Below are 22,990 nucleotides of genomic sequence, written 5' to 3'. Positions count from 1 at the left end.
CGATGGCCGGTTTCGCCCTCACCGCACCGAAACGCACGATCTTTGGCCGAGGCGCCCGGGTCACCGCATCGGCCGAAGTTGCGGCACTCGGCGCCCGGGTCCTGCTGGTCCGGGGGCGGTCGGTCGCTTGGGTCGACGCCCTTGCCGGCGACCTGACCCGCATCGGCTGTCGCCTGGAAACGGTCTTCACGCGGGGCGAGCCGGATCTGGAAGATGTCCGCAGCGCGGTCCGGGCCGCCCGGGCACATCGGGCCGATTGCGTCCTGTCCGTCGGTGGCGGGGCCGCCATTGATCTGGGCAAGGCCGTCGCCGGTCTGAGCCCGAGCGAGGGTGACGTCGCGGACCATCTGGAGCTGGGCGCGGCGCGCACCTTGGAGCTGAGCACACCATTGCCTTTCATCGCGATCCCCACGACCGCAGGCACCGGGGCCGAAGCGACCCGAAACGCGGTCATCGGGGTCCCGGAACGCCGGGCCAAGATCAGCCTGCGCGACTCGCGTCTCGTCCCGGACCTGGCACTTGTGGACCCCGCACTGACCGATCATTCGCCCAGAGCCCTGACATTGGCGAGCGGGCTCGACGCCGTGACCCAGCTCGTCGAGAGCTATCTTTGCACCCGGGCGAACCCTGTCACCGACGCTCTTTGCAGAAGTGCCATTCCATCCGCGATCGCCGCGTTGCACCGGCTCATGAAGGGTGAGGACAGCAAGGCCCGCGACGATATGGCCCGCGCGAGTTACCTGAGCGGCATCGCACTCGCCAATTCAGGGTTGGGCATCGTGCATGGACTTGCGTCGGTCATTGGCGGTCGAGGGGCTGCCCATGGGGCGATCTGCGGGCGGCTTCTTGCACCGGGGCTCGCCGTGAATTACGAGGTCTTGAAACAGCAAACGGGCAGTGTCGCGCGGTTTCACGACGTGGAGGACTGGTTGGCAAAAGGACTTGGTGTTTCGGGTGAGAGCGGTAATCGGGCCCTGCGACGTTTCGTGGGTGCGAATGGACTGCCGGACTTGCAGGATCTGGGCGTGCTCAAGGCAGACGTCGAGGCAATTGCGGAGCTGAGCCTGAGTGCTTCGTCGACCAGAGCGAACCCCGTAGTGCTCACGCGCGCCGACGTGATCCGTGTGTTGGATCTTGCCTGACCGACGGGTCGCGGACTCCATGCCCCCGCCGACTTTGACCAGAGGCGGATCGCACACTTCCGCATGGGCCCGACTTTCGCCCAAGCCCGGCTTTGGATAGAACAGGCGGCAGGACAACCCGAGCAGAGACGCTTCATGACCCAAGCCCTAAGACTTGCCGAGACGCGCGATATCCTGGCCCGGCTCATCGCCTTTCCCACAGTGTCGTCGGAGCCGAACCTCGATCTGATCCGCTGGATCGCGGGGGAGCTGGGCGCTCTGGGCGCGCGGGTGGAGATCTTCGAGAGTGCGGACGGGCGCAAGGCGAACCTCTTTGCCACGCTCGGGCCAGAGGGAGACGGGGGTATCGTCCTGTCGGGCCATTCCGACGTGGTGCCGGTAGCGGGGCAGGACTGGTCTTCGGACCCTTTTGAGATGCACGAGGCGGAGGGGCGGCTTTACGGGCGCGGCACCTGCGACATGAAAGGGTTCATCGCCTGCACGCTGGCCATGGCGCGCGTCTATGCCCTGCGGGATCTGCGGCGTCCGGTGCATTTCGCCTTTACCCATGATGAGGAGGTCGGCTGTCTCGGCGCGCAAGACCTTATCGCGGCGTTGAAGGCGCAGGGTGTGAAGCCCGCGATGGCGATCATCGGGGAGCCGACCGAGATGCGGGTGATTGAGGGGCACAAGGGGTGCTGCGAATACACCACGCATTTCACCGGGCTCGAGGGACACGGATCGCGGCCCGACCTTGGGGTGAACGCGGCGGAATATGCGGCGCGCTATGTGATGAAGCTTCTCGACCTGCGCGAGGCGCTGAAGGCGCGGGCGCCGGCGGGCAGCCCCTTCGAGCCGCCCTATACGACGCTCAACGTGGGCGGCATCAACGGGGGCTTCGCGCATAACGTGATCGTGGCGCGGGCCGAAGTCGAGTGGGAGTTCCGTCCGGTCCAGCCCGGCGACATGGACTTCGTGAAATCCGAGATGGCGGCCTATGCGGACGACGTGCTCCTGCCGGCGATGCGCGCGGTGGACCCGGAGGCCGATATCGTGACCGAAACGGTGGGCGAAGTGGCAGGCTTCGAACCGATGGAAACGAATGCCGCGCGGGACCTCGTGGCCCGGCTCACGGGGGCGAACGGGGCGGGCGTGGTGGCCTTCGCGACCGAGGCAGGGCTATTCCAGTCGCTCGGATGCGACGTCGTCGTCTGTGGACCGGGGTCAATTGCACAGGCGCACATGGCCGATGAGTACGTCGCGATCGACCAGCTTTCGGCCTGTCTCGACCTTCTGGACAGGCTTGTGTGACCTGACTCGCGACGTGCTCTAAGCCCCTCGAATCCCCAGATTTTTGACCGATCAATCAACTATGCTCAAATGGAGGGCAGAGCGCTCGGAACGCGGTGTCGCTTTCGGTTTCCAATGCTTCGCGTTTGAGCAAACGCTCATTTGCGCGCCAAAAGCCGGTTGAAATCCTTGGTTCAATCGTGTTGCCTTAGTGAAAAGGCGCAACAAGCGCTGTTCAAAATCAACAGGGAAACCGGGGGGTCGCTTGGCCAACTCAGATACGAACGACGGTTTCGTCGTCTTTGATCGCGTGCAGAAATCCTATGACGGCGAAACGCTGGTCGTGAAGGATCTGAACCTCTCCATCGGCAGAGGCGAGTTCCTCACCATGCTCGGACCGTCGGGGTCGGGCAAGACCACCTGCCTCATGATGCTCGCGGGGTTTGAAACGGCCACGCATGGCGACATCCTTCTGGGCGGCCAGCCGATCAACAACATTCCACCGCACAAACGCGGGATCGGGATGGTGTTCCAGAACTATGCGCTCTTCCCTCATATGACGGTGGGCGAAAACCTCTCGTTCCCGCTGGAAGTGCGCAAGATCCCGAAGTCGGACCGCGAAACCAAGGTAAAGCGCGCGCTCGACATGGTTCAGATGGGTAACTTCATCAACCGCCGTCCGGCGCAGCTGTCCGGCGGTCAGCAGCAGCGGATCGCTCTGGCCCGCGCGCTGGTGTTCGAGCCGGAGCTCGTGCTCATGGATGAACCGCTCGGCGCATTGGACAAGCAGCTTCGCGAACACATGCAGTTCGAGATCACGCGCCTGGCGCACGATCTGGGCATCACCACGGTCTATGTGACCCACGACCAGACCGAGGCCCTGACCATGTCGGACCGCGTCGCGGTCTTCGACGACGGGCGCATCCAGCAGCTCGATCCGCCGGACGTGCTTTACGAAGAGCCCAAGAACAGCTTCGTCGCGCAATTCATCGGCGAAAACAACACGCTGGAGGGCATCGTTAAGGAAATTCGCGGCGAGGTCTGCACGGTCGAGCTTGATGGTGGCGAGATCATCGACGCGAAGCCCGTGAACGTGACCGAGGCCGGTCAGCGCACCAAGGTGTCGATCCGTCCCGAGCGGGTGGAATACAACAAGGAGCGGCTTCAGGAGGGCGCGCATACGCTCAAGGCCGAAGTGCTCGAGTTCATTTACATGGGTGATATCTTCCGCACGCGGCTTCGGGTCGCGGGCAACGAGGAATTCGTCATCAAGACGCGCAACGCGCCGGATCAGGTCAAGCTGCAACCGGGTCAGCAGATCGAGATCGGTTGGTTGCCGTCCGATTGCCGGGCGCTGGACGCTTGACGCAATACCCCCGCGCCACAAGGGCGCGGGCGGCATGGGGACGAGGGCACGCCCGGTCCTACGCCCCCAAAAACCCAAACGGGCAAACAACTGGGAGTATTCGCATGAAACTCAAGACCATCCTTATGGGCACGGCTATCGCTGGTGTCGGTTCGATGGCATTCGCTCAGGACATGGCAAACGACATGACGCTCGTGTCCTGGGGCGGCGCCTATCAGGCCAGCCAGCAGAAGGCCTACGTCGAACCCTACCTCGAAATGAACCCCGACGTGTCGATCACGTGGGACGAAAGCTCGGCTGAAGCGGTGGCGAAACTGCGCGCCATGAACGAAGCCGGCAACATCACCTGGGACCTCGTGGACGTCGTGGCCTCGGACGCCATCCGTCTGTGCGACGAAGGGCTCGCGATGGAGATCGACTTCAACGAGATGCTGGCCGAAGGCGACGACGGCTCCAGCGCGGAAGAGGATTTCGGCGACTTCATCGTGTCGGATTGCTACATCCCGCAGATCGTCTATTCGACCGCCGCCGCCTATCGCCCGGACCTGCTTCCGGCCGACGCGCCTGCGCCCGACAGCATCTGTGCCTTCTTCGATACCGAAACCTATCCGGGCAAGCGCGCGCTGGAACAGCGTCCGATCAACAACATGGAATGGGCGCTTCTCTGTGACGGCGTGCCGAAGGACGAAATCTACAACGTCCTCGAGACCGAAGAAGGGCAGGATCAGGCTTTCGCCAAGCTCGACACCATCAAGGACGACATCGTGTGGTGGTCCGCCGCCGCCGAGCCGCCGCAGCTTCTCGCAGACGGCGAAATCGTGATGGGCTCGTCCTACAACGGCCGCTGGTTCTCGGCGATCGAAGAGCAGGATCAGCCCTTCGAGATGCTCTGGGACGCGCAGGTGTTCGACCTTGACGGCTGGATCATCCCGACCGGCCTGCCGGAAGACCGTCTGGCCCGCGTGATGGACTTCGTACGCTACGCCACCGACACCCAGCGTCTCGCCGATCAGGCGAAATATATCTCCTACGGCCCGGCGCGTGCCTCGTCGGCTCCGCTTGTCGGCCAGCACGCCGAACTGGGCATCGAGATGGGTCCGCACATGCCGACCGCGCCCGCGAACTCGGAGAACGTGTTCGTCTACAACTACACCTGGTGGGCTGACTACCGCGACGACCTGGACTCCAAGTTCCAGGCCTGGCTCGCGCAGTAATCCTGCCACGGCACAGGGGAGGGGCCTTCGGGCCCTTCCCACCCCTGAAAGACCCATTCCAGGATACTGATCATGAGCGACGCGACCCAAACCGGACCGATGCTGGCCGCAGACGGCAGACCTCTCAAGGCTTCGCTGAACCGGGCTCTGCGCCGGCAGAAGATCCGCGCCCTCATGCTCATCGCGCCGCTTCTGATCTTTATCCTGATCACCTTCATCGCGCCGATTGCGGACATGCTGTTTCGGTCGGTCGAGAACAACATCGTCAGCGATACGCTGCCGCGCACGGTCGAGGCGCTGGACGAATGGACCTATGCCTCGGGCGAAATGCCCGGCGAGCCGGTCTTCGACGCCATGTTCGTGGACATGTTCATCGCGGCGGAGAAGAAAGAGCATACGAGGCTCGGTTCGCGGCTCAACTATCAGGAAACCGGGATCTCCTCGCTCTTTCGCCAGACCGGGCGCGATGTCGGGGACATGGCCGAGGTCTATGAGGACCAGTTCGACGCTTTGAACGAAATCTGGCGCGACGGGGCCTTCTGGGCGCAGCTCATGGGCGATCCCGACTGGTTTGAAAACGCCCAGGGGGCCGAAGACGACGGGCCGCGGTTCCGCATCAATTCCGAGATGGAAGACCGCCTGCCGCGCACCGCCGAGATCTACCGCGAGTTCGCGCGCTACACGCAGAACGCCGAGGGCGACAACCCCGTCGAGGAACGTCCCTGGCCGCTGGTGCATGCCATGCTCTACGCCGACCTGACTGAAGGCGCGGCCATCGACGCCTACCAGGGGTTCGGCGCGGCCGAACTGCTCGCCGCGAAAGAGGCGGTTCCGGGGTTCGAGACCCAGCCCTACCGCGACGCGTTTCTCGAGGTCGATGACGACTGGGGCAACGTCGAGATGTGGGGCACGATCAAGGCCTACTCCGGCGAGTTCACCTCGGGCTATTTCCTCAATGCCGTAGACCGGGAACTCACCCCGCAGGGCGTCGAGACGCTGCCCTCGTCGCAGTCGGTCTATCTCAAGCTCTTCTGGCGCACGATCTGGATGTCGCTCACGATCACCTTCATGACGATCCTTCTGGGCTATCCGGTCGCCTATCTCCTGGCGAGCCTGCCGATGCGCAAGTCGTCGCTTCTCATGATCCTCGTGCTCCTGCCGTTCTGGACCTCGCTTCTGGTCCGCACGAGCGCCTGGAAGGTGCTGCTCCAGCAACAGGGGGTGATCAACGACATTCTCGTCTGGGCGGGGGTGCTGTCGGACAGCGGGCGGCTGATCATGATCAACAACCAGTTGGGCACGATCATCGCGATGACGCATATCCTGCTGCCCTTCATGATCTTGCCCCTCTACTCGGTCATGGCGACGATTCCGCCAAGCTATGTGCGCGCGGCCAAGTCTCTGGGCGGAACGAACTGGGTCACCTTCTGGCGGGTCTATTTCCCGCAATCGGTGCCGGGGATCGGCGCGGGGTCCATCCTCGTCTTCATCCTGGCCATCGGCTACTACATCACGCCGGCGCTGGTCGGCGGCACAGACGGGATCTTCATCTCGAACCGGATCGCCTACCACATCTCGTCTTCGCTCAACTGGGGCCTCGCCGCCGCGCTGGGGACCATCCTCCTCGCCGCCGTGCTGGTGCTCTACTGGGCCTATGACCGGATCGTGGGCATCGACAACGTGAAGCTGGGGTAAGTCATGACGGATGCGACCGCCGATGAATTGATCGTGGACAAGGGCGAGCCGAGCCTCATGGGCTTCACCCTGCCGATGAGCGCAGCCGCGGGCGGGCTCTTCGGGTTCCTCGCGGGCAACACCACCGGGGAGGGGCTGATCGGCTTCGTGATCGGCCTGATCTATGGCGTAGCCGCCGGCTTCGTGCTGACGCGCTTTGTTCCGAACCGGACCGCGGGGCGCTGGGGGCTGATCGTGCTGACGGCGGTCCTGGGCTTCGTCCTCGCACGGTGGGGCGGGCTCGTGGCCGGGGCCATCGTGGGTGCCGTGGTGAGCTGGTGGGTCTACTGGATCGGGCGGGGCGACTATCGTTCGGGCGTGCCGATCTATGCCACGCCAGGCCAGACGCTCTGGCACAATACCTATCTCTTTCTCTGCGGGTTCATCTTCTTCTTCCTGATCGCGCCGATCATCACGATCATCCCGTTGTCGTTCAACGCCGAAAACTTCTTCACCTTCACGCAGGAAATGCTGGCGCTCGATCCCGATGGCTACAGCCTCAAGCATTATCGCGACTTTTTCACCAATTCCGACTGGCAGAGCGCCATGTGGAACTCGCTCAAGATCGCGCCCGTCGCGACGATCCTCGCCGTGGGATTCGGCACGCTCGCGGCCATCGGGCTGAGCCAGCCGCATGTGCCGTTCCGGCGCGCGATCATGGCGGTGCTGATTTCGCCGATGATCGTCCCACTGATCATCTCGGCTGCGGGGATGTATTTCTTCTACTCCCGCGCGGGGCTTCAGGGCACCTATCTGGGCGTCGTCCTCGCCCATGCCGCACTCGGTATTCCCTTCGTCATCATCACCGTGACCGCGACGCTCGTGGGCTTCGACCGCTCGCTCACGCGGGCAGCGGCGAACCTTGGCGCGGACCCGGTCACGACCTTTCTGCGCATCCAGATGCCGCTCATCCTGCCGGGGGTGATCTCGGGCGGGCTCTTCGCCTTCATCACCTCATTCGACGAGGTGGTCGTGGTGCTCTTCGTGGGCTCGGCGCAGCAAAAGACGCTGCCCTGGCAGATGTTCATCGGCCTCAGGGAACAGATTTCGCCCACGATCCTCGCCGTCGCGACGATCCTCGTGGTGATCTCCATCGCGCTTCTCACCACCGTCGAGCTTCTGCGCCGCCGGTCCGAGCGCCTGCGTGGCCTGAGCCCGAGCTAAGGAGGGGCAACCGCCCCGCCAACGCGTTCTTAACCTTTCTCGCCCATGTCGGTTGGCAGGGCCGGGGGGCCCTTGAAGCCCCCCGGAACCATGACTAGGATTCCCTTCAGGCCGCCCCGACCGGGACGGCACAAGATTGGATAAGGGCAGGCGCATTATGAAAGACCCCATCGACACCTATATGAACACGCTCGTGCCCATGGTGGTGGAGCAGACGAGCCGGGGCGAACGCGCCTATGACATCTTCTCTCGACTGCTGAAGGAACGGATCATCTTCCTCAACGGCCCGGTGCACGACGGCATGTCCTCGCTCATCTGCGCGCAGCTTCTGTTCCTCGAGGCCGAGAACCCCTCGAAAGAGATCGCGATGTATATCAATTCGCCCGGTGGCGTGGTCACCTCGGGCTTGTCGATCTACGACACGATGCAATACATCCGGCCCAAGGTTTCGACCCTCGTGATGGGGCAGGCGGCGTCGATGGGCTCGCTTCTGCTCACCGCCGGCGAAAAGGGGATGCGCTTCTCGCTGCCCAATTCGCGCATCATGGTGCACCAGCCTTCGGGCGGCTATCAGGGTCAGGCGACCGACATCATGATCCACGCGCAGGAGACGCAGAAGCTCAAGGATCGGTTGAACCAGATCTACGTCAAGCACACCGGGCAGAAGCTCAAGGCCGTGCAGGACGCGCTGGAGCGCGACAACTTCATGGACCCCGAGACCGCCAAGGACTGGGGCCTGATCGACGAGATCGTGGAAAGCCGCGCCGCCATCGAGGCGTAAACAAAACGTGCGCCCCCGCTCATGATCCAATCGGGCATTGCGGGGGCGGAAGGGGTGCCCTAAACTTGGGCGAACCACAGGCTCTGGCGCTTTGTGCGCAATTTTGGACGGGGCAGGGGCCCCGGATTGGACGAGGATATGGCGAATAGCTCCGGCGGTGACAGCAAGAACACCCTCTACTGCTCCTTTTGCGGAAAGAGCCAACATGAGGTGCGAAAGCTGATCGCGGGCCCGACGGTTTTCATCTGCGATGAATGCGTCGAGCTGTGCATGGACATCATCCGCGAAGAGACCAAGGGCTCGGGGCTGAAGTCGACGGATGGCGTGCCCACGCCGCAGGACATCTGCGATGTGCTGGATGATTACGTCATCGGCCAGATGCATGCCAAACGCGTGCTCTCGGTCGCCGTGCACAACCACTACAAACGCCTCAATCACGCCGCCAAGTCGGGCGACGACATCGAACTGGCAAAGTCCAACATCCTGCTGATCGGGCCGACCGGCTGCGGCAAGACGCTGCTCGCCCAGACGCTCGCCCGTATTCTCGACGTGCCCTTCACCATGGCGGATGCGACCACGCTCACGGAAGCCGGTTACGTGGGTGAGGATGTGGAGAACATCATCCTCAAGCTCTTGCAGGCCTCGGAATACAACGTCGAGCGGGCACAGCGCGGCATCGTCTATATCGACGAGGTCGACAAGATCACGCGTAAGTCCGACAACCCCTCGATCACCCGCGACGTGTCGGGCGAGGGCGTGCAACAGGCGCTTCTGAAGATCATGGAAGGCACCGTGGCGAGCGTGCCGCCCCAAGGCGGCCGCAAGCATCCGCAGCAGGAATTCCTGCAGGTGGACACCACGAACATCCTCTTCATCTGCGGCGGCGCATTTGCCGGGCTCGACCGGATCATCGCGCAGCGCGGCAAGGGCACGGCCATCGGCTTCGGTGCTGACGTGAAGGATGACGAGGCGCGCAAGACCGGCGAATGGTTCAAGTCGCTCGAACCGGAAGACCTGCTGAAGTTCGGGTTGATCCCGGAATTCGTCGGCCGCCTTCCCGTGCTCGCCACGCTCGAGGACCTCGACGAAGATGCGCTTGTCACGATCCTGACCAAACCGAAGAACGCGCTGGTCAAGCAATACCAGCGGCTCTTCGACATCGAGGACGCGAAGTTGACCTTCACCGATGACGCGCTGACCGCCATCGCGAAACGCGCCATCGAACGCAAGACCGGCGCGCGGGGCCTGCGCTCGATCATGGAGGACATCCTGCTCGACACCATGTTCGACCTGCCGAGCATGTCCAACGTGACAGAGGTCGTGGTGAACGAAGAGGCCGTGACCTCCTCGGCCAAACCGCTGCTCATCTACGCGGAAGAGCAGGGCAAGAAGGAGGGCGCGTCGGCCTGACCGACGCACCCCCATCCGATGCTCCCCTGACACGGTGACAAAGGCGCCCGATCGGGCGCCTTTTTCGTTGCGGACTTGAGCGCAGATTACCTCTTGCCGCGCCCGCGCTTCCGCTGCACATGACGCGAAGACACAGTCCATGAGGTAATCCATGACCCGCAAACTCATCTCCTCCGGTTCCCCATTTGAAGCCCAGATCGGCTATTCCCGCGCCGTTGCCGTGGATGGCTGGGTCTTCGTATCGGGCACGACGGGCTACGACTACGCCACCATGGTGATGCCCGAGGATGTGGCCGAACAGGCCGCCAATGCGCTGGCGACCATCGCCAAGGCATTGGGGGAAGCCGGGGCGAGCCTCGACGATGTGGTGCAGGTGAAATACATCCTCACCGACGGCAACGATTTCGAAGCCTGCTGGCCGGTCCTGTCCAAAGCCTTCGCCACGGCCATGCCCGCCGCCACGATGATCGAGGCGCGGCTCATGAACCCCGAAATGAAGATCGAGATCGAAGCGGTCGCGAAGATCCGGGCCTGATCCCGAAGCGGCGGTGCTGGTTTGCCGGCGCCGTCCACACATCGCGCAGGCCAAGGGCGGCGGCGCACGCCTCCCGAGGCTGCGACAAACGGCCGATCCCGTGCTGTTGTGACCCCCTGAACCGGCGAAACGGCTGGACCTTGGCGGGCCATGCTGGCATAGGGAGGAAGATCAGATCGGAGGCATCCATCCATGCGGTTTATCCTTTCTCTACTCACCTGGTGGCACGAAGAAACACTGGGCACGCGGCTCTTCACCTGGCGCAAGGGCGTCAAGGTCGGGGAAGACGAACAGGGGAACGAATTCTACACCACCCGCGACGGCAAGAAGCGTTGGGTGATGTATGCCGGCGAACCGGAAGCCAGCCGGATTTCCGCCGACTGGCACGGATGGCTCCACTTCACTTTTGACGACAACCCCGCCAAGGCGCCGCTCGTCCACCGGGACTGGGAGAAGCCGCATCGCGACAACCTGACCGGCACGGCGCTCGCCTATGTGCCCGCTGGCTCGATCCGCCGCGAAGCCCCGGTCGAACGCAGCGACTACGAGGCGTGGCAGCCGGAGTGATCCGGCACCGCCCACGGGCTTTGGTGGGCGGCAAGGTCGTGAGGGCCGAGACGTGACGCTGCGCCAATCGGACATTGTCGATATCGTGACCGGGGCGGTCGTGCTGGCCGTGGCGGCCGTCTGCCTTGTCTATGCCTCCTCGATTCTCGGCTGGTTCTCCGGGCCTGACGACGCGAACCGTTACCGCGTCACGCTGACGAGTGCCGATGGGCTATCGGAAGGAAGCGAGGTCCGGGTCGCGGGCATCCCGGTCGGGCATGTGTCCTGGCTCACTTTGAACCCGGAAACCTTTGGGGCCGAGACGGAGTTGACGGTGGACGGTCCGTTCCAGTTTCCCTCGGACAGCGTCGCGGTCGTGACCTCCGAAGGGCTGCTCGGTGGACGTTATGTCGAGATCATTCCCGGCAGTTCCGCTACCGTCATGGCGCCGGGCGGGCAGTTCCGCACCGCGGAGCCGGACTTCAACCTCGTCGACCTTTTGCTCGACACACTCAACGGCAACGGGAGACGCTGATGCGCCGCACCGATTTTCGCACCATCGCCGCCTGCGCGGCCCTTCTGGTCATGGCGCCGATCGCGGCGCTGGCACAGGATGACGGGGTCGAGGTTCCGCCGGACTTCCAGCCACTCGACGTGATCGAAGGGCCCATCGACGATCCCGAGGATCAGGTTTTCGACAACGACGCGCCCTTCGACGAATTCGGCAATCCCATCGTGCCGAATCCAGAGGACCCCAATGCGCCGCTGCGCCCGGGTGAGGGTGACACCGTGACCACCGTGCAGGAAGGTCCCGAAGTCGCCGATGGCACCGGCGCCAATATACGCGGGCTCGACAAACTCTCGGGGAAGACGGTCGACCTGGCGCTGAAGACGGGCGAGACCGGCGAAATCGGCTGGCTCCAGATCACGCTGGGCGACTGCCGCTATCCGACCGACAACCCCGTCGGCGACGCTTTCGCCCATCTGGTGATCCGGGAACGCGATGCCGAGGCGCCAATTTTCGACGCCTGGATGGTGGCCTCGTCACCGGCGCTTTCCGCGCTCGATCACGCGCGTTTCGACGTCTGGGTGATGCGCTGCACGACAGAGTGAGCGTCGGGCAGGGGACGTGCGCAGATCCTTGCGTCCGAACCCGAGAGCGCCAGTTCCAGAAGCTGCTGATAGCGGGCGCGCGGCAGTTCGATGCCGCCCAGACGGGCGAGGTGCTCGGTCAGAAACTGGGTGTCGAAGAGTTCGAACCCGGTCTGGGCGAGATGGACGACGAGATAGGCCAGCGCGATCTTCGACGCATCCCGGCGCCGTGAGAACATGCTTTCTCCGAAGAACGCGCGCCCCAGCGTGACGCCGTAGACCCCCCCGACAAGCTCGTCACCCTCCCAGAGCTCGATGGAATGGGCGTTGCCCCGGCGATGCAGCGCCTGATAGGCCGCGAGGATCGGCTCGTTGATCCAGGTCGCATCGCGGTCGGCGCAGCCTTCGACGACACCTGCGAAATCCTCGTCCAGCGACAGGCGGAAGGGTTCGCTCCTGATGCGCCGGGCGAGTGAGCGGGACAGGTGAAACCCGTCCAGGGGCAGGATGCCCCGCATCTTGGGGTCGACCCAATAGACCGCCGGATCGTCGCGGTCGTCACCCATGGGAAAGATGCCCGCCGCATAGGCGCGGAGCAGAAGCTCGGGCGTGAGCTTGTCGGACGCGCCCGTCACATCCTAGCCCATGTTATCGGCGAGCCAATGCTCCAGCCAGTGGATGTCGTAATTCCCGGCCAGAATGTCCTCTTCCTGCAAGAGCGCGTGGAAAAGCGGGATGGTCGTTTCGATGCCGTCGACCACCAGCTCGCCCAGGGCGCGCGACAGCCGCGACAGCGCCTCGGTCCGGTCGCGCCCATGAACGATGAGCTTGCCGATGAGGCTGTCGTAATAGGGCGGGATCGCATAGCCGCCATATAGCGCCGAATCCATCCGCACGCCCAGCCCGCCGGGGGCGTGGAACTGCGTCACCTTGCCGGGGCAGGGGGTGAAGTTGGGCAGGCGTTCGGCGTTGATGCGGATCTCGATGGCGTGGCCGTTGATCTCGAGTTCGTCCTGCGTGAAAGACAGCGACATGCCCGAGGCGACGCGGATCTGTTCGCGCACGAGGTCGACGCCGAAGATGCCTTCGGTGACCGGATGCTCGACTTGCAGGCGGGTGTTCATCTCGATGAAGTAGAACTCGCCGTCCTCGTAAAGGAATTCGATCGTGCCGGCGCCGGAGTATCCCATGTCGCCGATCGCCTTGGCGCAGATACCGCCGATGCGCGCGCGCTCTTCGGGCGTGATGGCGGGGCCGGGCGCCTCTTCGAAGACCTTCTGGTGACGGCGCTGCAGCGAACAGTCGCGCTCGGCCAGATGCACGCCGCCGCCCTTGCCGTCGCCGAAGACCTGCACCTCGATGTGGCGCGGTTTCTGGAGGTATTTCTCCATATAGACTTCGTCATTGCCGAAGGCCGATTTCGCCTCAGACCGGGCGGTGCGGAAAGCGGTTTCGAGCTTGGATTCACTCTCGGCCACCTTCATGCCGCGCCCGCCGCCACCAGCGGTCGCCTTGATGATGACGGGATAGCCCATCTCTTCGGCGACCTTGCGCGCGGTCTCGATGTCGGGAACGCCGCCCTTGGACCCGGGAACGACCGGGATGCCAAGCTGCTCGGCGGTCTCTTTCGCGGTGATCTTGTCGCCCATCATGCGGATATGCGCCGCCGACGGTCCGATGAAGGTGATCCCGTGATCCTCTACGATCTGCACGAAGTTCGCGTTCTCGGACAGGAAGCCATAGCCGGGGTGGATCGCCTGCGCGCCGGTCACCTCGCAGGCGGCGATGATCGCGGGGATCGACAGATAGCTGTCGGTGCCGGGGGGCGGGCCGATGCAGACGCTTTCGTCGGCCATGCGCACATGCATCGCGTCGGCGTCGGCGGTGGAGTGCACCGCGACGGTCTGAATGCCCATCTCGCGGGCCGCGCGAATGACACGCAGCGCGATTTCGCCACGGTTCGCGATGAGGATCTTTTCGAACATAGCCACGGCCCCGGATTACTCCAGAATGACCAGCGGCGCGCCGTATTCCACCGGCGAGCCGTCTTCGACGAGGATGCGCCTCACCGTGCCCGCACGCGGCGAGGGGATCTGGTTCATGGTCTTCATGGCTTCCACGATCAGGAGCGTGTCACCCTCGGACACCTTGTCGCCGACCTTGATGAAGGCGGGGGCACCGGGTTCGGACTGCATGTAGACGGTGCCGACCATGGGCGAGGTCACGGCGCCGGGGTGATCGGCGGGGTCGTCACTGCCGGCGGCCGGGGCCGCGGGCGCTGCGGCAGGGGCGGGGGCATGGGACGCGACCGGGGCCGGCGCATACTGCGGGGCGATCATCTGCTGGGTCACGATCCCGCCGCCGCGGCTGACACGGACGTTGAGCCGATCGGCCTCGCCATACTCGCGCTTGACCTCGAGTTCGGTGAGGTCGTTCTCGCGCAGGAGTTCCGCAAGCGCCTGAATGAAGGCGACGTCGCTGTCGTGGGTCTTCTTCGTCATTGGGTTCGCACCGTCTCTCTCAATGGGCCTCGGAGTGTCGGGGGACGAGGGCGTCCACCAGATCTCTCTCCCACCCGTGGCACAGGCCCCGTCTTGTCGCGGGGGCATTTTCTCATCCGCTTATAGGACGGGGGCCGGGGGAAGGGAAAGCCCCCGATGCATCTGCGCCGGATTTGGCCGGTTCGGGGCTGGCCCGACGTATGTCCTGTGCCAGGTCATCGGGTGGGGCTGAGGCGGTTACGCCGTTGTCACCCTCTCTGCCGGCGCGTGGGGGTGCGACCTGTAGCGCCTCTGCGTCGCGGGTCCGGGAGCGGTCCGCCTCCATCCGTGCCAAGACCTGTCGAAGGTCGCTGTCCATTTCAAGGAGGCTCACGTCAAAGGCGGGCGCGGGGCCGGCCCATTGCGTGCCGTCCTCGACCTCGCGGCGCAGGGCGCGCAGATCGCGCGACAGGGCGCCATGGAGGTCCTGTTCGGGATGATCGCGCGCGTCGGTTCCTGCGCCGGACGAGGCCGATTGCTCCTCCACTGGCGATACAGGATGGACGCGTCGGTCGGGTGCCGGCGCCGGCAGGGCGTGTCTGGCACCGAGGGGGGCAGCGTTGGAAAAGTCCATGGCGCGTCTCCGGTCACGGTGCCCCCACCGTGTCACACGAGACTATCGCGGACCAGGCGCGCCTGTCCAAGGTTTCAGGCCGACAGGGTTAATCCCTCGGCTGGTCACAGGGCCGATGTCACCGGGGTTGAAGGGTCGCGCGATACATATGGGTGAGAAAGGCCCGCGCGTCGTCGAAGTGACCGTCACCTTCGGACGACCCCAGGACGCCGCGCACCTGAATGTCGAAGTCGGCGTAATGCTGGGTCGTCGCCCAGATCGAGAAAATGAGGTGATAGGGGTCGACCTTGGCCAGCCGGTCCTCAGCCTGCCAGTCGCGGATGAGGGCGGCCTTTTCGTCCACGAGTTCGCGCAGCTCCCCGGTGATCATGTCGAGGATTCGCGGTGCCCCCTGCACGATCTCGTTCGCGAAAAGGCGGCTTTCGCGCGGCATTTCGCGCGCCATGTCGAGCTTGCGGAGCACATAGTCCACCAGTTCGTCCACCGGGTCGCCACCGGCGTCCACCGCGCGCAAGGGTTCGAGCCAGTCGGTCATGAGATGGCTCAGAAGCTCCACATGGATCGCTTCCTTGGAGGGGAAATAATAGAGCAGATTGGGCTTGGACAACCCCGCCGCCTGGGCAATCTGGTCAAGCGTCGCGCCGCGAAACCCGTGCTGCGAGAACACGTCGAGCGCCGCCTCGCGGATCGTTTCGCGGTTCTTGCGCTGAATGCGGGTCGCCGGTTTCTGCATGTTCATAAGGGGGCCTTTTCTATCGGATCGACAGAATGCACGGGGCACCGAAATCTTTCAACCGAAACGAGACGTGACCACTGGCAGATCGTGACACCCCGGCCTAACCTCGGGCCCATGGGCCGGACCCCGCGTCCGGTGGAGGAGCGCCGCGGTGACAGTGCCGCAAACGACAACAGGGGAGCAGTCCGAATGCCGGGCGACCCCGCGCAAACGGGCGATAGACCCGAAGGAGTATCCATGTCCTTTCTCAACGGAAAAACCGCGCTCGTCACAGGCTCGACCTCGGGGATCGGGTTGGGTGTCGCGACCGAGCTGGCCGCCGCCGGTGTCCGCATCGCCGTGCATTCCTTGCCCGGTGATGCGCAGGCCGAGGCCGCCGTCGCCGCGATGAAAGAGGCCGGCGCGCCGGACGCGAAATTCTTCGGAGCCGACGTCTCCAACCCCGACGCCATCCGTGCGATGATCGAGGAGGTCGAGGCCTGGGGTCCGATCGACATCCTCGTCAACAACGCGGGCATTCAGCACACCGCCGGGATCACCGACATGCCGGACGCGAAATGGGATGCGATCATCGCGATCAATCTGTCGTCATGCTTTCACACCATGAAGGCCGTGCTGCCCTTGATGGAGAGCCGAGGCTATGGGCGCATCGTCAACATCGCCTCGGTCCACGGGCTCGTCGCCTCGGTCGAGAAGGTGCCTTATGTCGCCGCCAAGCACGGGCTCGTCGGCATGTCCAAGGTCGTGGCGCTGGAATACGCTTCCAAGGGCGACCCGGCCAAGGGGGCGATCACGGTGAACTGCATCGCGCCGGGCTTCACCGAGACGCCGCTTATCGAGTCGCAGATTCAGGCTGCTGCAGGGCGTGCGGGGGGCGATCGGGACGCCGGCATCGCCGAGCTTCTGAAGGAGAAGCAGCCGTCGCTTCGGATGACCCAGACCTCGGAGCTTGGCGCGCTCGCCGTCTTCCTCTGCGGCATGGCGGCCCAGAACCTGACCGGCACGACCATTCCCGTAGACGGCGGCTGGACCGCGCAGTAGCCGGCGCACGCGCGTCCGGCCCGAAGAGAAACCGGGCCGGACCATTGAACCGGATCCGGCGGTGCGCGCACCTGTTCCCTGAAGGAAAGAGTGATGGACCGCCGGGACAGCGAAAAGAAACGTGCACTTTCCGCCTTTCTCGTTGCTTCGGCGCGGGTGGGCGACCGACGTGCGGCCGGGCAGTTGACGTTGCTGCACGGTGACCGGATCGCCGCGCATGCGGTGCGGCTTCTTGGCGACCGGGACGGGGCTCGCGATATCGTGCAGGAGGCCTGGGTCGAGATTCTGCGGGGTCTGCCCCGCCTGCGCGACGACCATGCGTTCCTGCCCTGGGCGCTTCGGATCACGACGCGCCGCGTGGCGCGGGACATCCGCCGCAGGCAAGCCGGTCGGGCGCTCGCGTCGGCCTATGCGGCGGAAACCGACCCGACGGTGCCGGAGGACGGACCCGGCGCGTCGGACGCGGCCAAGGTGCGTCGCGCCATCGCCCGGCTCCCGGCTGATCAGGCGGCGACCATCGCGCTTTTCTACCTGGACGACCTGACCGTCGCCGAAGTCGCCACGGCGCTCGACGTGCCGGTGGGCACCGTGAAGACAAGGCTCATGCATGCGCGGCGCAAGCTGCGCGATCTTCTGAAAGGAGAGGACGATGAACAAACTTGACCGCATGATCGAAGAAGCGCTGTCGGAAGAGGATCGGGCTATCCTCGAAGCGACTGCCGAACAGGGCTGGTTCCAACAGAGCTTCGGCCTGTTCACGGGGCGAAACGGCTGGGTCGCCTGGGTGCTCATGGCGGCCCAGACGGCGCTTTTCGTGGCAGGTGCCTGGTGCGCGGTGGAATTCTATGCGGCGACCGAAGTGCTTTCGGCGCTGCGCTGGGGGATGACAGGGGCGGTGCTTCTGATCGTCGCGACATCGCTCAAACTCAGCCTCATGCCGCAGATTCAGGCCGACCGCGTCCTGCGGGAACTGCGGCGGCTGGAGTTGATGCTCGCAAAAAGAGACTGAGAGTATTTCTTTAGTATGCGCATCGCCAAGAAAACGAAGACCCCCAACGCCTTACGGCGCTGGGGGTTGAGTGGTCTTCTCGTTAACAAATTTTCGCACTATCTATGTATTTTGCCCCACGCAAATAGCAGGTGATGCAACAAGTATCATTCAGCACGATTCCTTCCCATGCGTCAAGATTTTTTACCAAGTGGTTGAAAAAGTGAGACTCCTGCCGGTTGAAAGTCCCTGAAAAGCAAGGGCCGGCGCATTTTGCACCGGCCCCGGGCGGGTTGGATAAATGACAGGCGATTACATGTTCAACGCACTGCGCAGGCTCGTCGTCGAGTCGATCACAGAGGCCGATTCCGTATCGAATTGGGTCATCGCCTTGAGATCTTCCTCGGTGTAGCCGGTGATCATGAACTGAGTCGGCTCACCTTCGTCGTTGGTTTCCGCCACAGCGAGGTGGTCAAGGTCCACGGCGACGTCGTGTTCGCCGATCCCGAGGAACCCGCCAATACCCACGACGGCGACGATTTCACCGTTCGCATCGTAGAAGTTGTCGATTTCACCGACATCGTTGCCGTCCTGGCTCACGACCGGGGTGCCGATCAGGGCCGAGATTTCGAGGTCAGCGGCGGCTTCGAGGTCGTCGGAGATTTCGCCTTCGGTCATCTCGCCGACTTCGGCGGTCATCTCGTCGGTGGCTTCGTCCACGGCGGCATCGGTTTCGGCGGCCATGTCATCAACGGCTTCTTCCGCGTCTTCGGCGGTGTTCTCGGCGGCATTGGTCACGTCGTCGGCGGTTTCCTCGATGGCGTCGCCGGTGTCTTCCGCGGCTTGTTCGAGTTCATCGGCAGCCTGATTGAGATCATCCGCAGCCTGTTCCATATTCGACTCGGTCGTCACCTCTGCATCAGTGGAGGTCTCGACGTCGGTCGTGGTGTCCTGTGCGAAGGCGGAACCTGCGGCAATGATCAGGGCCGCGGCGCTCGTCATCAGGGTCTTGTTGAGCGGTTTCATTCAAATTCTCCTTTTGAGCAGTCGGCGCTTTTCCGGCGCCGTTGGATGCTCAATGCCGCTGCGGGAAAATTGTTCCTGACAGGTGGCAAGTCACTTGCGCGTGACCCGCTGGCTGGTGCGGGAATAAGAAAGAGCCGGCGCATCGCTGCACCGGCCCAATGTCCCGTGATTGGCAGAGCGTCACTTGACCATGCGGTTCTCGATCAGGTCTTCAACGACCGTCGGGTCGGCGAGGGTCGAGGTGTCGCCCAATGCGCCATAGTCGTTCTCGGCGATCTTGCGCAGGATGCGGCGCATGATCTTGCCCGACCGCGTCTTCGGCAGGCCGGGGGCCCACTGGATATGGTCGGGCGAGGCGATCGGGCCGATTTCCGAGCGCACCCAGTTGCGCAGCTCGGTCTTGAGCTCGTCGGTGTATTCCTCGCCTTCCATCAGGGTCACATAGCAATAGATGCCCTGACCCTTGATCTCATGCGGGAAGCCGACCACGGCGGCCTCGGCCACTTTCGGGTGCGCGACGAGGGCGCTTTCCACCTCGGCCGTGCCCATGCGGTGACCGGAGACGTTGATCACATCGTCCACGCGGCCGGTGATCCAGTAGTATCCGTCGGCATCGCGGCGGCAGCCGTCGCCCGAGAAATAGTATCCCTTGTAGTCCGCGAAGTAGGTTTTCACGAAACGATCATGGTCGCCATAGACGCTGCGCATCTGTCCCGGCCAGCTGTCCTTGAGGCAGAGCACGCCTTCGCACTCGGTCTCTTCGATTTCCTGGCCCGTGGTCGGGTCGAGCACGACAGGCTGCACGCCGAAGAAGGGCGTGGTGGCCGAGCCGGGTTTGGTCGGCGTCGCACCGGGAAGCGGGGTCAGGAGGTGACCACCGGTTTCTGTCTGCCACCAGGTGTCGACGATGGGGCAGGTGCCCTTGCCCACGACATCGTTATACCAGTTCCAGGCCTCCGGGTTGATCGGTTCGCCCACCGTTCCCAGCACCTTGAGCGAAGAGAGGTCGTGCTTCTCGACGAACTCCTTGCCCTGACCCATGAGCGCACGGATCGCGGTGGGGGCGGTGTAGAACTGGTTGACCTTGTGCTTGGCGCAGACCTGCCAGAACCGGCCCGCATCGGGATAGGTTGGCACGCCTTCGAACATCAGCGTCGTCGCGCCATTCGCGAGCGGTCCATAGACGATATAGCTGTGCCCCGTGACCCAGCCCACATCCGCCGTGCACCAGTAGATGTCGCCGTCGTGGTAGTCGAAGACAAGCTCATGGGTCATCGCGGCATAAAGCAGGTAACCGCCCGTCGTGTGCAGAACGCCCTTGGGTTTCCCCGTCGAGCCGGAGGTGTAGAGGATGAAGAGCGGGTCTTCCGCGTTCATCGGCTCGGGCGCGCAGTCTTCGGAGGCGTCCGCCATCTTCGCGTTGTAGCTGATGTCGAACTCGCCCAGGGCGACGTCGCCGCCCGTGCGCTCGACCACGAGGCAGGGGACATTGCCGCAATGCTTGCGTGCCTTGTCGACGTTGGACTTGAGCGGCGTGTTGCGCCCGCCGCGGGGCGCCTCGTCCGCCGTGATGATCAACTTCGCGCCGCAATCCTCGACCCGGGTGCCGAGCGCTTCCGGCGAGAAGCCCGCGAAGACGATCGAATGCACCGCGCCGATGCGCGTGCAGGCGAGCATGGCATAGGCCGCTTCCGGGATCATGGGGAGGTAAAGCACGACGCGGTCGCCCTTGCCGATGCCCATGCCCTTCATCACGTTGGCGAGCTTGTTCACATTGCGCGACAGCTCGTCATAGGTGATGTGCTTGTCGACGTCGGGGTTGTCGCTTTCCCAGATGATCGCCGTCTGGTCGCCGCGCGTCGCGAGATGGCGGTCGATGCAGTTGGTGGAAACGTTGAGCTCCCCGTCCTCGAACCATTTGATCGAGACATCGGGGTAGGCAAAGCTCACGTTCTTGATCTTGGTGGGTTTCCTTACCCAGTCGAGCCGATCCGATTGTGCGGCCCAGAAGCCGTCCGGATCGTTCACGGACGCTGCATACATGTCGGCATAGGTCGCCGCGTCGATGTGGGCGTTCTTCGCAAATGCCTCTGATGGGGGATACATCTTGTCGGACATCAGGTCCTCCTCCGTGCCGTTATGCGCCCGTCGCATGGGGGCGCTGTGGGCCCGCCGCCCTTCCGGCGCGCCCCAGTTCCGGGAGCGGCGGCCCCTCCTGACCGCCGCACGTTCTTTTGGCCGTCAGATGGCCAGGTATTCGTGACGCAGCTCTTCGTTGTCGAGCACCTCTTTCGCGGTGCCGTCGAAGACCACGGTACCGGTGTCGAGGATCACGGCCCGGTCGGCAAGTTCCAAGGCCCGCACCGCGTTCTGCTCCACCAGCACTGTGGTGATGCCCTGCGCCTTGATGACATTCAAGGTTTTCTCGATTTCGTCAACGATAACGGGGGCTAGACCTTCGTAGGGCTCGTCAAGGAGCAGAACCTTGATATCGCGCACCAGGGCCCGTGCAATGGCGAGCATCTGCTGTTCGCCGCCCGACAGAGTCGTGCCTTCCTGCGTGCGACGTTCACCCAGACGCGGGAAGAGCTCATAGACCCGTTCCAGCGACCAGCCGATGGGCGGGGCGATCTGCGCGAGCTTGAGGTTTTCCTCCACGGTAAGGCCCTGGATAATCCGGCGGTCTTCCGGCACGAGGGCGAGCCCGTTCTGCGCCGCCTCGTAGGAGGCCATCTGGTGCAAGGGCTTGCGGTCGAGCCAGATTTCCCCATGTGTGACCATCGGGCTGCCGGTCCGCGCGAGCGCCCGGAGGGTCGAGGTCTTGCCCGCGCCGTTGCGGCCCAGAAGGGCGAGGATCTCGCCCTCGTGGATGTTGAAGCTCACGCCCTGGACGATGTAGCTCTCGCCGTAATAGGCGTGGATGTCCCAGGCCGAGAAAAAGGCGGGCGCGGTGGCCGCGTGGTTGGCGTTTTTCGAATGGTCCACGGCCTCGCGGCGGGTGGCTTCTCCGGCGACCTTGTCGTTCATGTCTTTCATCCTTCCACTCCCTTGGGTCAGGCCGCTTGCGCCGCGCCGGTTTCCCCGAGATAGGCTTCCTTCACCTTCGGGTGGCCCTTGATCTTCTCAGGCACGTCCTCGACCAGCGGCGTGCCTTGAGCGAGCACCGTGATCCGGTCGGCAAGGCTGAACACCACGTGCATATCGTGTTCGATGATCGCCATGGTGATGTCGCGCTTCTCGCGGATCTCCTTGAGCAGGTCGATCGTGTTGTTGGTATCGGCGCGCGCCATGCCGGCGGTTGGTTCGTCCAGCAGCAGAAGCTTGGGGTCCTGCGACAGGCACATGGCCATTTCAAGCCGCCGCTTGTCGCCGCGCGACATGGACGCCGCGTGCATGTGGCGTTTGTCGGCCATATTCACGTCGAGCAGCATCTGTTCAGCTTTCTCGACGATGTCCACCTCATGGGACACCGTCTCGAACGGGTGGAGCCGGAACGACCCGTCGCGTTTCGCGAAGCAGGAGATCATGACGTTTTCCATGACGGTGAGATCGCCGAAGATCTCGGGCGTCTGGAACACGCGGGAAATGCCCATCTGGTTGATCTGGTGGGGCTTGAGCCCCAGCACCGACTGGCCATTGAACATGACCGATCCGGTATCGGGGATGAGCTTGCCCACGAAACAGTTGAGCAGGGTGGACTTGCCCGCGCCGTTCGGCCCGATGATCGCATGGACCGAGTTTTCCTGAACCGAGAGGTTCACATCCGACAGGGCCTGCAGGCCGCCGAAGCGTTTGCCCACGTTCTTGACTTCGAGGATACCCATATCTCGTT

At 63.9% G+C, this 22,990-nt stretch carries 23 protein-coding genes; 15 read left to right on the top strand and 8 right to left on the bottom strand.

Annotated elements, in window-relative coordinates:
- Positions 1-2 precede the first annotated feature (2 nt).
- From KJP29_RS16300 to KJP29_RS16245, 12 genes are all read left to right on the top strand, one after another.
- The gene (locus KJP29_RS16300; RefSeq protein ID WP_218464571.1) at positions 3-1,142 is read left to right on the top strand and encodes an iron-containing alcohol dehydrogenase; all 1,140 of its coding nucleotides are present in this window, start codon (positions 3-5) and stop codon (positions 1,140-1,142) included.
- A 135-nt stretch (positions 1,143-1,277) separates the two neighbouring features.
- A complete protein-coding gene (argE, locus tag KJP29_RS16295; protein WP_218464570.1) occupies positions 1,278-2,432 on the top strand; it encodes an acetylornithine deacetylase in 1,155 nt (384 codons plus the stop codon).
- Between the two features lie 244 nt (positions 2,433-2,676).
- Positions 2,677-3,777: an ABC transporter ATP-binding protein gene (locus KJP29_RS16290; protein WP_218464569.1), complete on the top strand. Its 1,101-nt coding sequence runs from the start codon at positions 2,677-2,679 to the stop codon at positions 3,775-3,777.
- Between the two features lie 104 nt (positions 3,778-3,881).
- On the top strand, positions 3,882-4,991 hold the full coding sequence (locus tag KJP29_RS16285) for an extracellular solute-binding protein (protein ID WP_218464568.1): 1,110 nt from the start codon (positions 3,882-3,884) through the stop codon (positions 4,989-4,991).
- A gap of 72 nt (positions 4,992-5,063) precedes the next feature.
- Positions 5,064-6,686, top strand: a complete 1,623-nt coding sequence (locus KJP29_RS16280) for an ABC transporter permease (protein WP_218464567.1) — start codon at positions 5,064-5,066, stop codon at positions 6,684-6,686.
- Positions 6,687-6,689: 3 nt separating this feature from the next.
- Positions 6,690-7,889 carry an ABC transporter permease gene (locus tag KJP29_RS16275; RefSeq protein ID WP_218464566.1) on the top strand — a complete coding sequence of 400 codons (1,200 nt, stop codon included), beginning with the start codon at positions 6,690-6,692 and terminating at the stop codon, positions 7,887-7,889.
- A 157-nt stretch (positions 7,890-8,046) separates the two neighbouring features.
- Positions 8,047-8,670 (top strand): ATP-dependent Clp protease proteolytic subunit, encoded by a 624-nt coding sequence (locus KJP29_RS16270; RefSeq protein WP_218464565.1) that lies wholly within the window; start codon positions 8,047-8,049, stop codon positions 8,668-8,670.
- 138 nt (positions 8,671-8,808) lie between these two features.
- Positions 8,809-10,080 carry an ATP-dependent Clp protease ATP-binding subunit ClpX gene (gene clpX / locus KJP29_RS16265; RefSeq protein ID WP_218464564.1) on the top strand — a complete coding sequence of 424 codons (1,272 nt, stop codon included), beginning with the start codon at positions 8,809-8,811 and terminating at the stop codon, positions 10,078-10,080.
- Positions 10,081-10,231: 151 nt separating this feature from the next.
- Positions 10,232-10,615 carry a RidA family protein gene (locus tag KJP29_RS16260; protein WP_218464563.1) on the top strand — a complete coding sequence of 128 codons (384 nt, stop codon included), beginning with the start codon at positions 10,232-10,234 and terminating at the stop codon, positions 10,613-10,615.
- Positions 10,616-10,807: 192 nt separating this feature from the next.
- Positions 10,808-11,182, top strand: coding sequence for an NADH:ubiquinone oxidoreductase subunit NDUFA12 (locus KJP29_RS16255; protein ID WP_218464562.1), 375 nt, complete (start codon positions 10,808-10,810; stop codon positions 11,180-11,182).
- Between the two features lie 52 nt (positions 11,183-11,234).
- Positions 11,235-11,696, top strand: coding sequence for an MlaD family protein (locus KJP29_RS16250; protein WP_218464561.1), 462 nt, complete (start codon positions 11,235-11,237; stop codon positions 11,694-11,696).
- Positions 11,696-12,274 (top strand): DUF2155 domain-containing protein, encoded by a 579-nt coding sequence (locus tag KJP29_RS16245; protein WP_255553639.1) that lies wholly within the window; start codon positions 11,696-11,698, stop codon positions 12,272-12,274. Before KJP29_RS16250 ends, KJP29_RS16245 begins: the two co-directional genes overlap by 1 nt.
- Here the strand turns inward: KJP29_RS16245 and aat are convergent.
- From aat to KJP29_RS16225, 4 genes are all read right to left on the bottom strand, one after another.
- The gene (gene aat / locus KJP29_RS16240; RefSeq protein WP_218464990.1) at positions 12,229-12,819 is read right to left on the bottom strand and encodes a leucyl/phenylalanyl-tRNA--protein transferase; all 591 of its coding nucleotides are present in this window, start codon (positions 12,817-12,819) and stop codon (positions 12,229-12,231) included. The genes KJP29_RS16245 and aat overlap by 46 nt on opposite strands.
- 72 nt (positions 12,820-12,891) lie before the next feature.
- Complete coding sequence (gene accC / locus KJP29_RS16235; protein ID WP_218464989.1) at positions 12,892-14,238, bottom strand: acetyl-CoA carboxylase biotin carboxylase subunit; 1,347 nt, start codon at positions 14,236-14,238, stop codon at positions 12,892-12,894.
- Positions 14,239-14,253: 15 nt separating this feature from the next.
- Complete coding sequence (accB, locus tag KJP29_RS16230; protein WP_218464560.1) at positions 14,254-14,754, bottom strand: acetyl-CoA carboxylase biotin carboxyl carrier protein; 501 nt, start codon at positions 14,752-14,754, stop codon at positions 14,254-14,256.
- A 731-nt stretch (positions 14,755-15,485) separates the two neighbouring features.
- Positions 15,486-16,106 carry a TetR family transcriptional regulator C-terminal domain-containing protein gene (locus KJP29_RS16225; protein WP_218464559.1) on the bottom strand — a complete coding sequence of 207 codons (621 nt, stop codon included), beginning with the start codon at positions 16,104-16,106 and terminating at the stop codon, positions 15,486-15,488.
- 234 nt (positions 16,107-16,340) lie between these two features.
- Between KJP29_RS16225 and KJP29_RS16220 the strand changes: the two genes are divergently transcribed.
- The 3 genes from KJP29_RS16220 to KJP29_RS16210 all read left to right on the top strand — a co-directional run bounded on the left by KJP29_RS16220 (position 16,341) and on the right by KJP29_RS16210 (position 18,153).
- Complete coding sequence (locus KJP29_RS16220) at positions 16,341-17,144, top strand: 3-hydroxybutyrate dehydrogenase (RefSeq protein WP_218464558.1); 804 nt, start codon at positions 16,341-16,343, stop codon at positions 17,142-17,144.
- A gap of 93 nt (positions 17,145-17,237) precedes the next feature.
- Positions 17,238-17,807: an RNA polymerase sigma factor gene (locus tag KJP29_RS16215; RefSeq protein WP_218464557.1), complete on the top strand. Its 570-nt coding sequence runs from the start codon at positions 17,238-17,240 to the stop codon at positions 17,805-17,807.
- Positions 17,794-18,153: a DUF6768 family protein gene (locus KJP29_RS16210; protein WP_218464556.1), complete on the top strand. Its 360-nt coding sequence runs from the start codon at positions 17,794-17,796 to the stop codon at positions 18,151-18,153. Before KJP29_RS16215 ends, KJP29_RS16210 begins: the two co-directional genes overlap by 14 nt.
- Positions 18,154-18,444: 291 nt before the next feature.
- Here KJP29_RS16210 and KJP29_RS16205 read toward each other — a convergent pair whose 3' ends face one another.
- The 4 genes from KJP29_RS16205 to KJP29_RS16190 form a co-directional block, all read right to left on the bottom strand.
- A complete protein-coding gene (locus tag KJP29_RS16205; protein ID WP_218464555.1) occupies positions 18,445-19,158 on the bottom strand; it encodes a PRC-barrel domain-containing protein in 714 nt (237 codons plus the stop codon).
- A gap of 180 nt (positions 19,159-19,338) precedes the next feature.
- Positions 19,339-21,276 carry an acetate--CoA ligase gene (gene acs, locus KJP29_RS16200; protein WP_218464554.1) on the bottom strand — a complete coding sequence of 646 codons (1,938 nt, stop codon included), beginning with the start codon at positions 21,274-21,276 and terminating at the stop codon, positions 19,339-19,341.
- A 123-nt stretch (positions 21,277-21,399) separates the two neighbouring features.
- Positions 21,400-22,185, bottom strand: coding sequence for an ABC transporter ATP-binding protein (locus KJP29_RS16195; RefSeq protein ID WP_218464988.1), 786 nt, complete (start codon positions 22,183-22,185; stop codon positions 21,400-21,402).
- A gap of 26 nt (positions 22,186-22,211) precedes the next feature.
- Positions 22,212-22,982, bottom strand: coding sequence for an ABC transporter ATP-binding protein (locus KJP29_RS16190; protein WP_218464553.1), 771 nt, complete (start codon positions 22,980-22,982; stop codon positions 22,212-22,214).
- Positions 22,983-22,990 lie beyond the last annotated feature (8 nt).

Source organism: Maritimibacter sp. DP1N21-5 (assembly GCF_019218295.1).
Taxonomy (GTDB): Bacteria; Pseudomonadota; Alphaproteobacteria; order Rhodobacterales; family Rhodobacteraceae; genus Maritimibacter.
This window is presented reverse-complemented; position numbering and strand designations above follow the sequence as displayed.

Excerpts from the sequence above, each read along its gene's own strand:
- KJP29_RS16215 (WP_218464557.1), top strand. The coding sequence starts at position 17,238 with ATGGACCGCCGGGACAGCGAAAAGAAACGTGCACTTTCCGCCTTTCTC.
- KJP29_RS16190 (WP_218464553.1), bottom strand. The coding sequence starts at position 22,982 with ATGGGTATCCTCGAAGTCAAGAACGTGGGCAAACGCTTCGGCGGCCTG.
- KJP29_RS16285 (WP_218464568.1), top strand. The coding sequence starts at position 3,882 with ATGAAACTCAAGACCATCCTTATGGGCACGGCTATCGCTGGTGTCGGT.
- KJP29_RS16270 (WP_218464565.1), top strand. The coding sequence starts at position 8,047 with ATGAAAGACCCCATCGACACCTATATGAACACGCTCGTGCCCATGGTG.
- KJP29_RS16225 (WP_218464559.1), bottom strand. The coding sequence starts at position 16,106 with ATGAACATGCAGAAACCGGCGACCCGCATTCAGCGCAAGAACCGCGAA.
- aat (WP_218464990.1), bottom strand. The coding sequence starts at position 12,819 with ATGGGTGACGACCGCGACGATCCGGCGGTCTATTGGGTCGACCCCAAG.
- KJP29_RS16205 (WP_218464555.1), bottom strand. The coding sequence starts at position 19,158 with ATGAAACCGCTCAACAAGACCCTGATGACGAGCGCCGCGGCCCTGATC.
- KJP29_RS16220 (WP_218464558.1), top strand. The coding sequence starts at position 16,341 with ATGTCCTTTCTCAACGGAAAAACCGCGCTCGTCACAGGCTCGACCTCG.
- accB (WP_218464560.1), bottom strand. The coding sequence starts at position 14,754 with ATGACGAAGAAGACCCACGACAGCGACGTCGCCTTCATTCAGGCGCTT.
- KJP29_RS16195 (WP_218464988.1), bottom strand. The coding sequence starts at position 22,185 with ATGAACGACAAGGTCGCCGGAGAAGCCACCCGCCGCGAGGCCGTGGAC.
- clpX (WP_218464564.1), top strand. The coding sequence starts at position 8,809 with ATGGCGAATAGCTCCGGCGGTGACAGCAAGAACACCCTCTACTGCTCC.
- KJP29_RS16255 (WP_218464562.1), top strand. The coding sequence starts at position 10,808 with ATGCGGTTTATCCTTTCTCTACTCACCTGGTGGCACGAAGAAACACTG.
- KJP29_RS16275 (WP_218464566.1), top strand. The coding sequence starts at position 6,690 with ATGACGGATGCGACCGCCGATGAATTGATCGTGGACAAGGGCGAGCCG.
- KJP29_RS16245 (WP_255553639.1), top strand. The coding sequence starts at position 11,696 with ATGCGCCGCACCGATTTTCGCACCATCGCCGCCTGCGCGGCCCTTCTG.
- acs (WP_218464554.1), bottom strand. The coding sequence starts at position 21,276 with ATGTCCGACAAGATGTATCCCCCATCAGAGGCATTTGCGAAGAACGCC.
- KJP29_RS16280 (WP_218464567.1), top strand. The coding sequence starts at position 5,064 with ATGAGCGACGCGACCCAAACCGGACCGATGCTGGCCGCAGACGGCAGA.
- KJP29_RS16300 (WP_218464571.1), top strand. The coding sequence starts at position 3 with ATGGCCGGTTTCGCCCTCACCGCACCGAAACGCACGATCTTTGGCCGA.
- KJP29_RS16260 (WP_218464563.1), top strand. The coding sequence starts at position 10,232 with ATGACCCGCAAACTCATCTCCTCCGGTTCCCCATTTGAAGCCCAGATC.
- accC (WP_218464989.1), bottom strand. The coding sequence starts at position 14,238 with ATGTTCGAAAAGATCCTCATCGCGAACCGTGGCGAAATCGCGCTGCGT.
- KJP29_RS16210 (WP_218464556.1), top strand. The coding sequence starts at position 17,794 with ATGAACAAACTTGACCGCATGATCGAAGAAGCGCTGTCGGAAGAGGAT.
- argE (WP_218464570.1), top strand. The coding sequence starts at position 1,278 with ATGACCCAAGCCCTAAGACTTGCCGAGACGCGCGATATCCTGGCCCGG.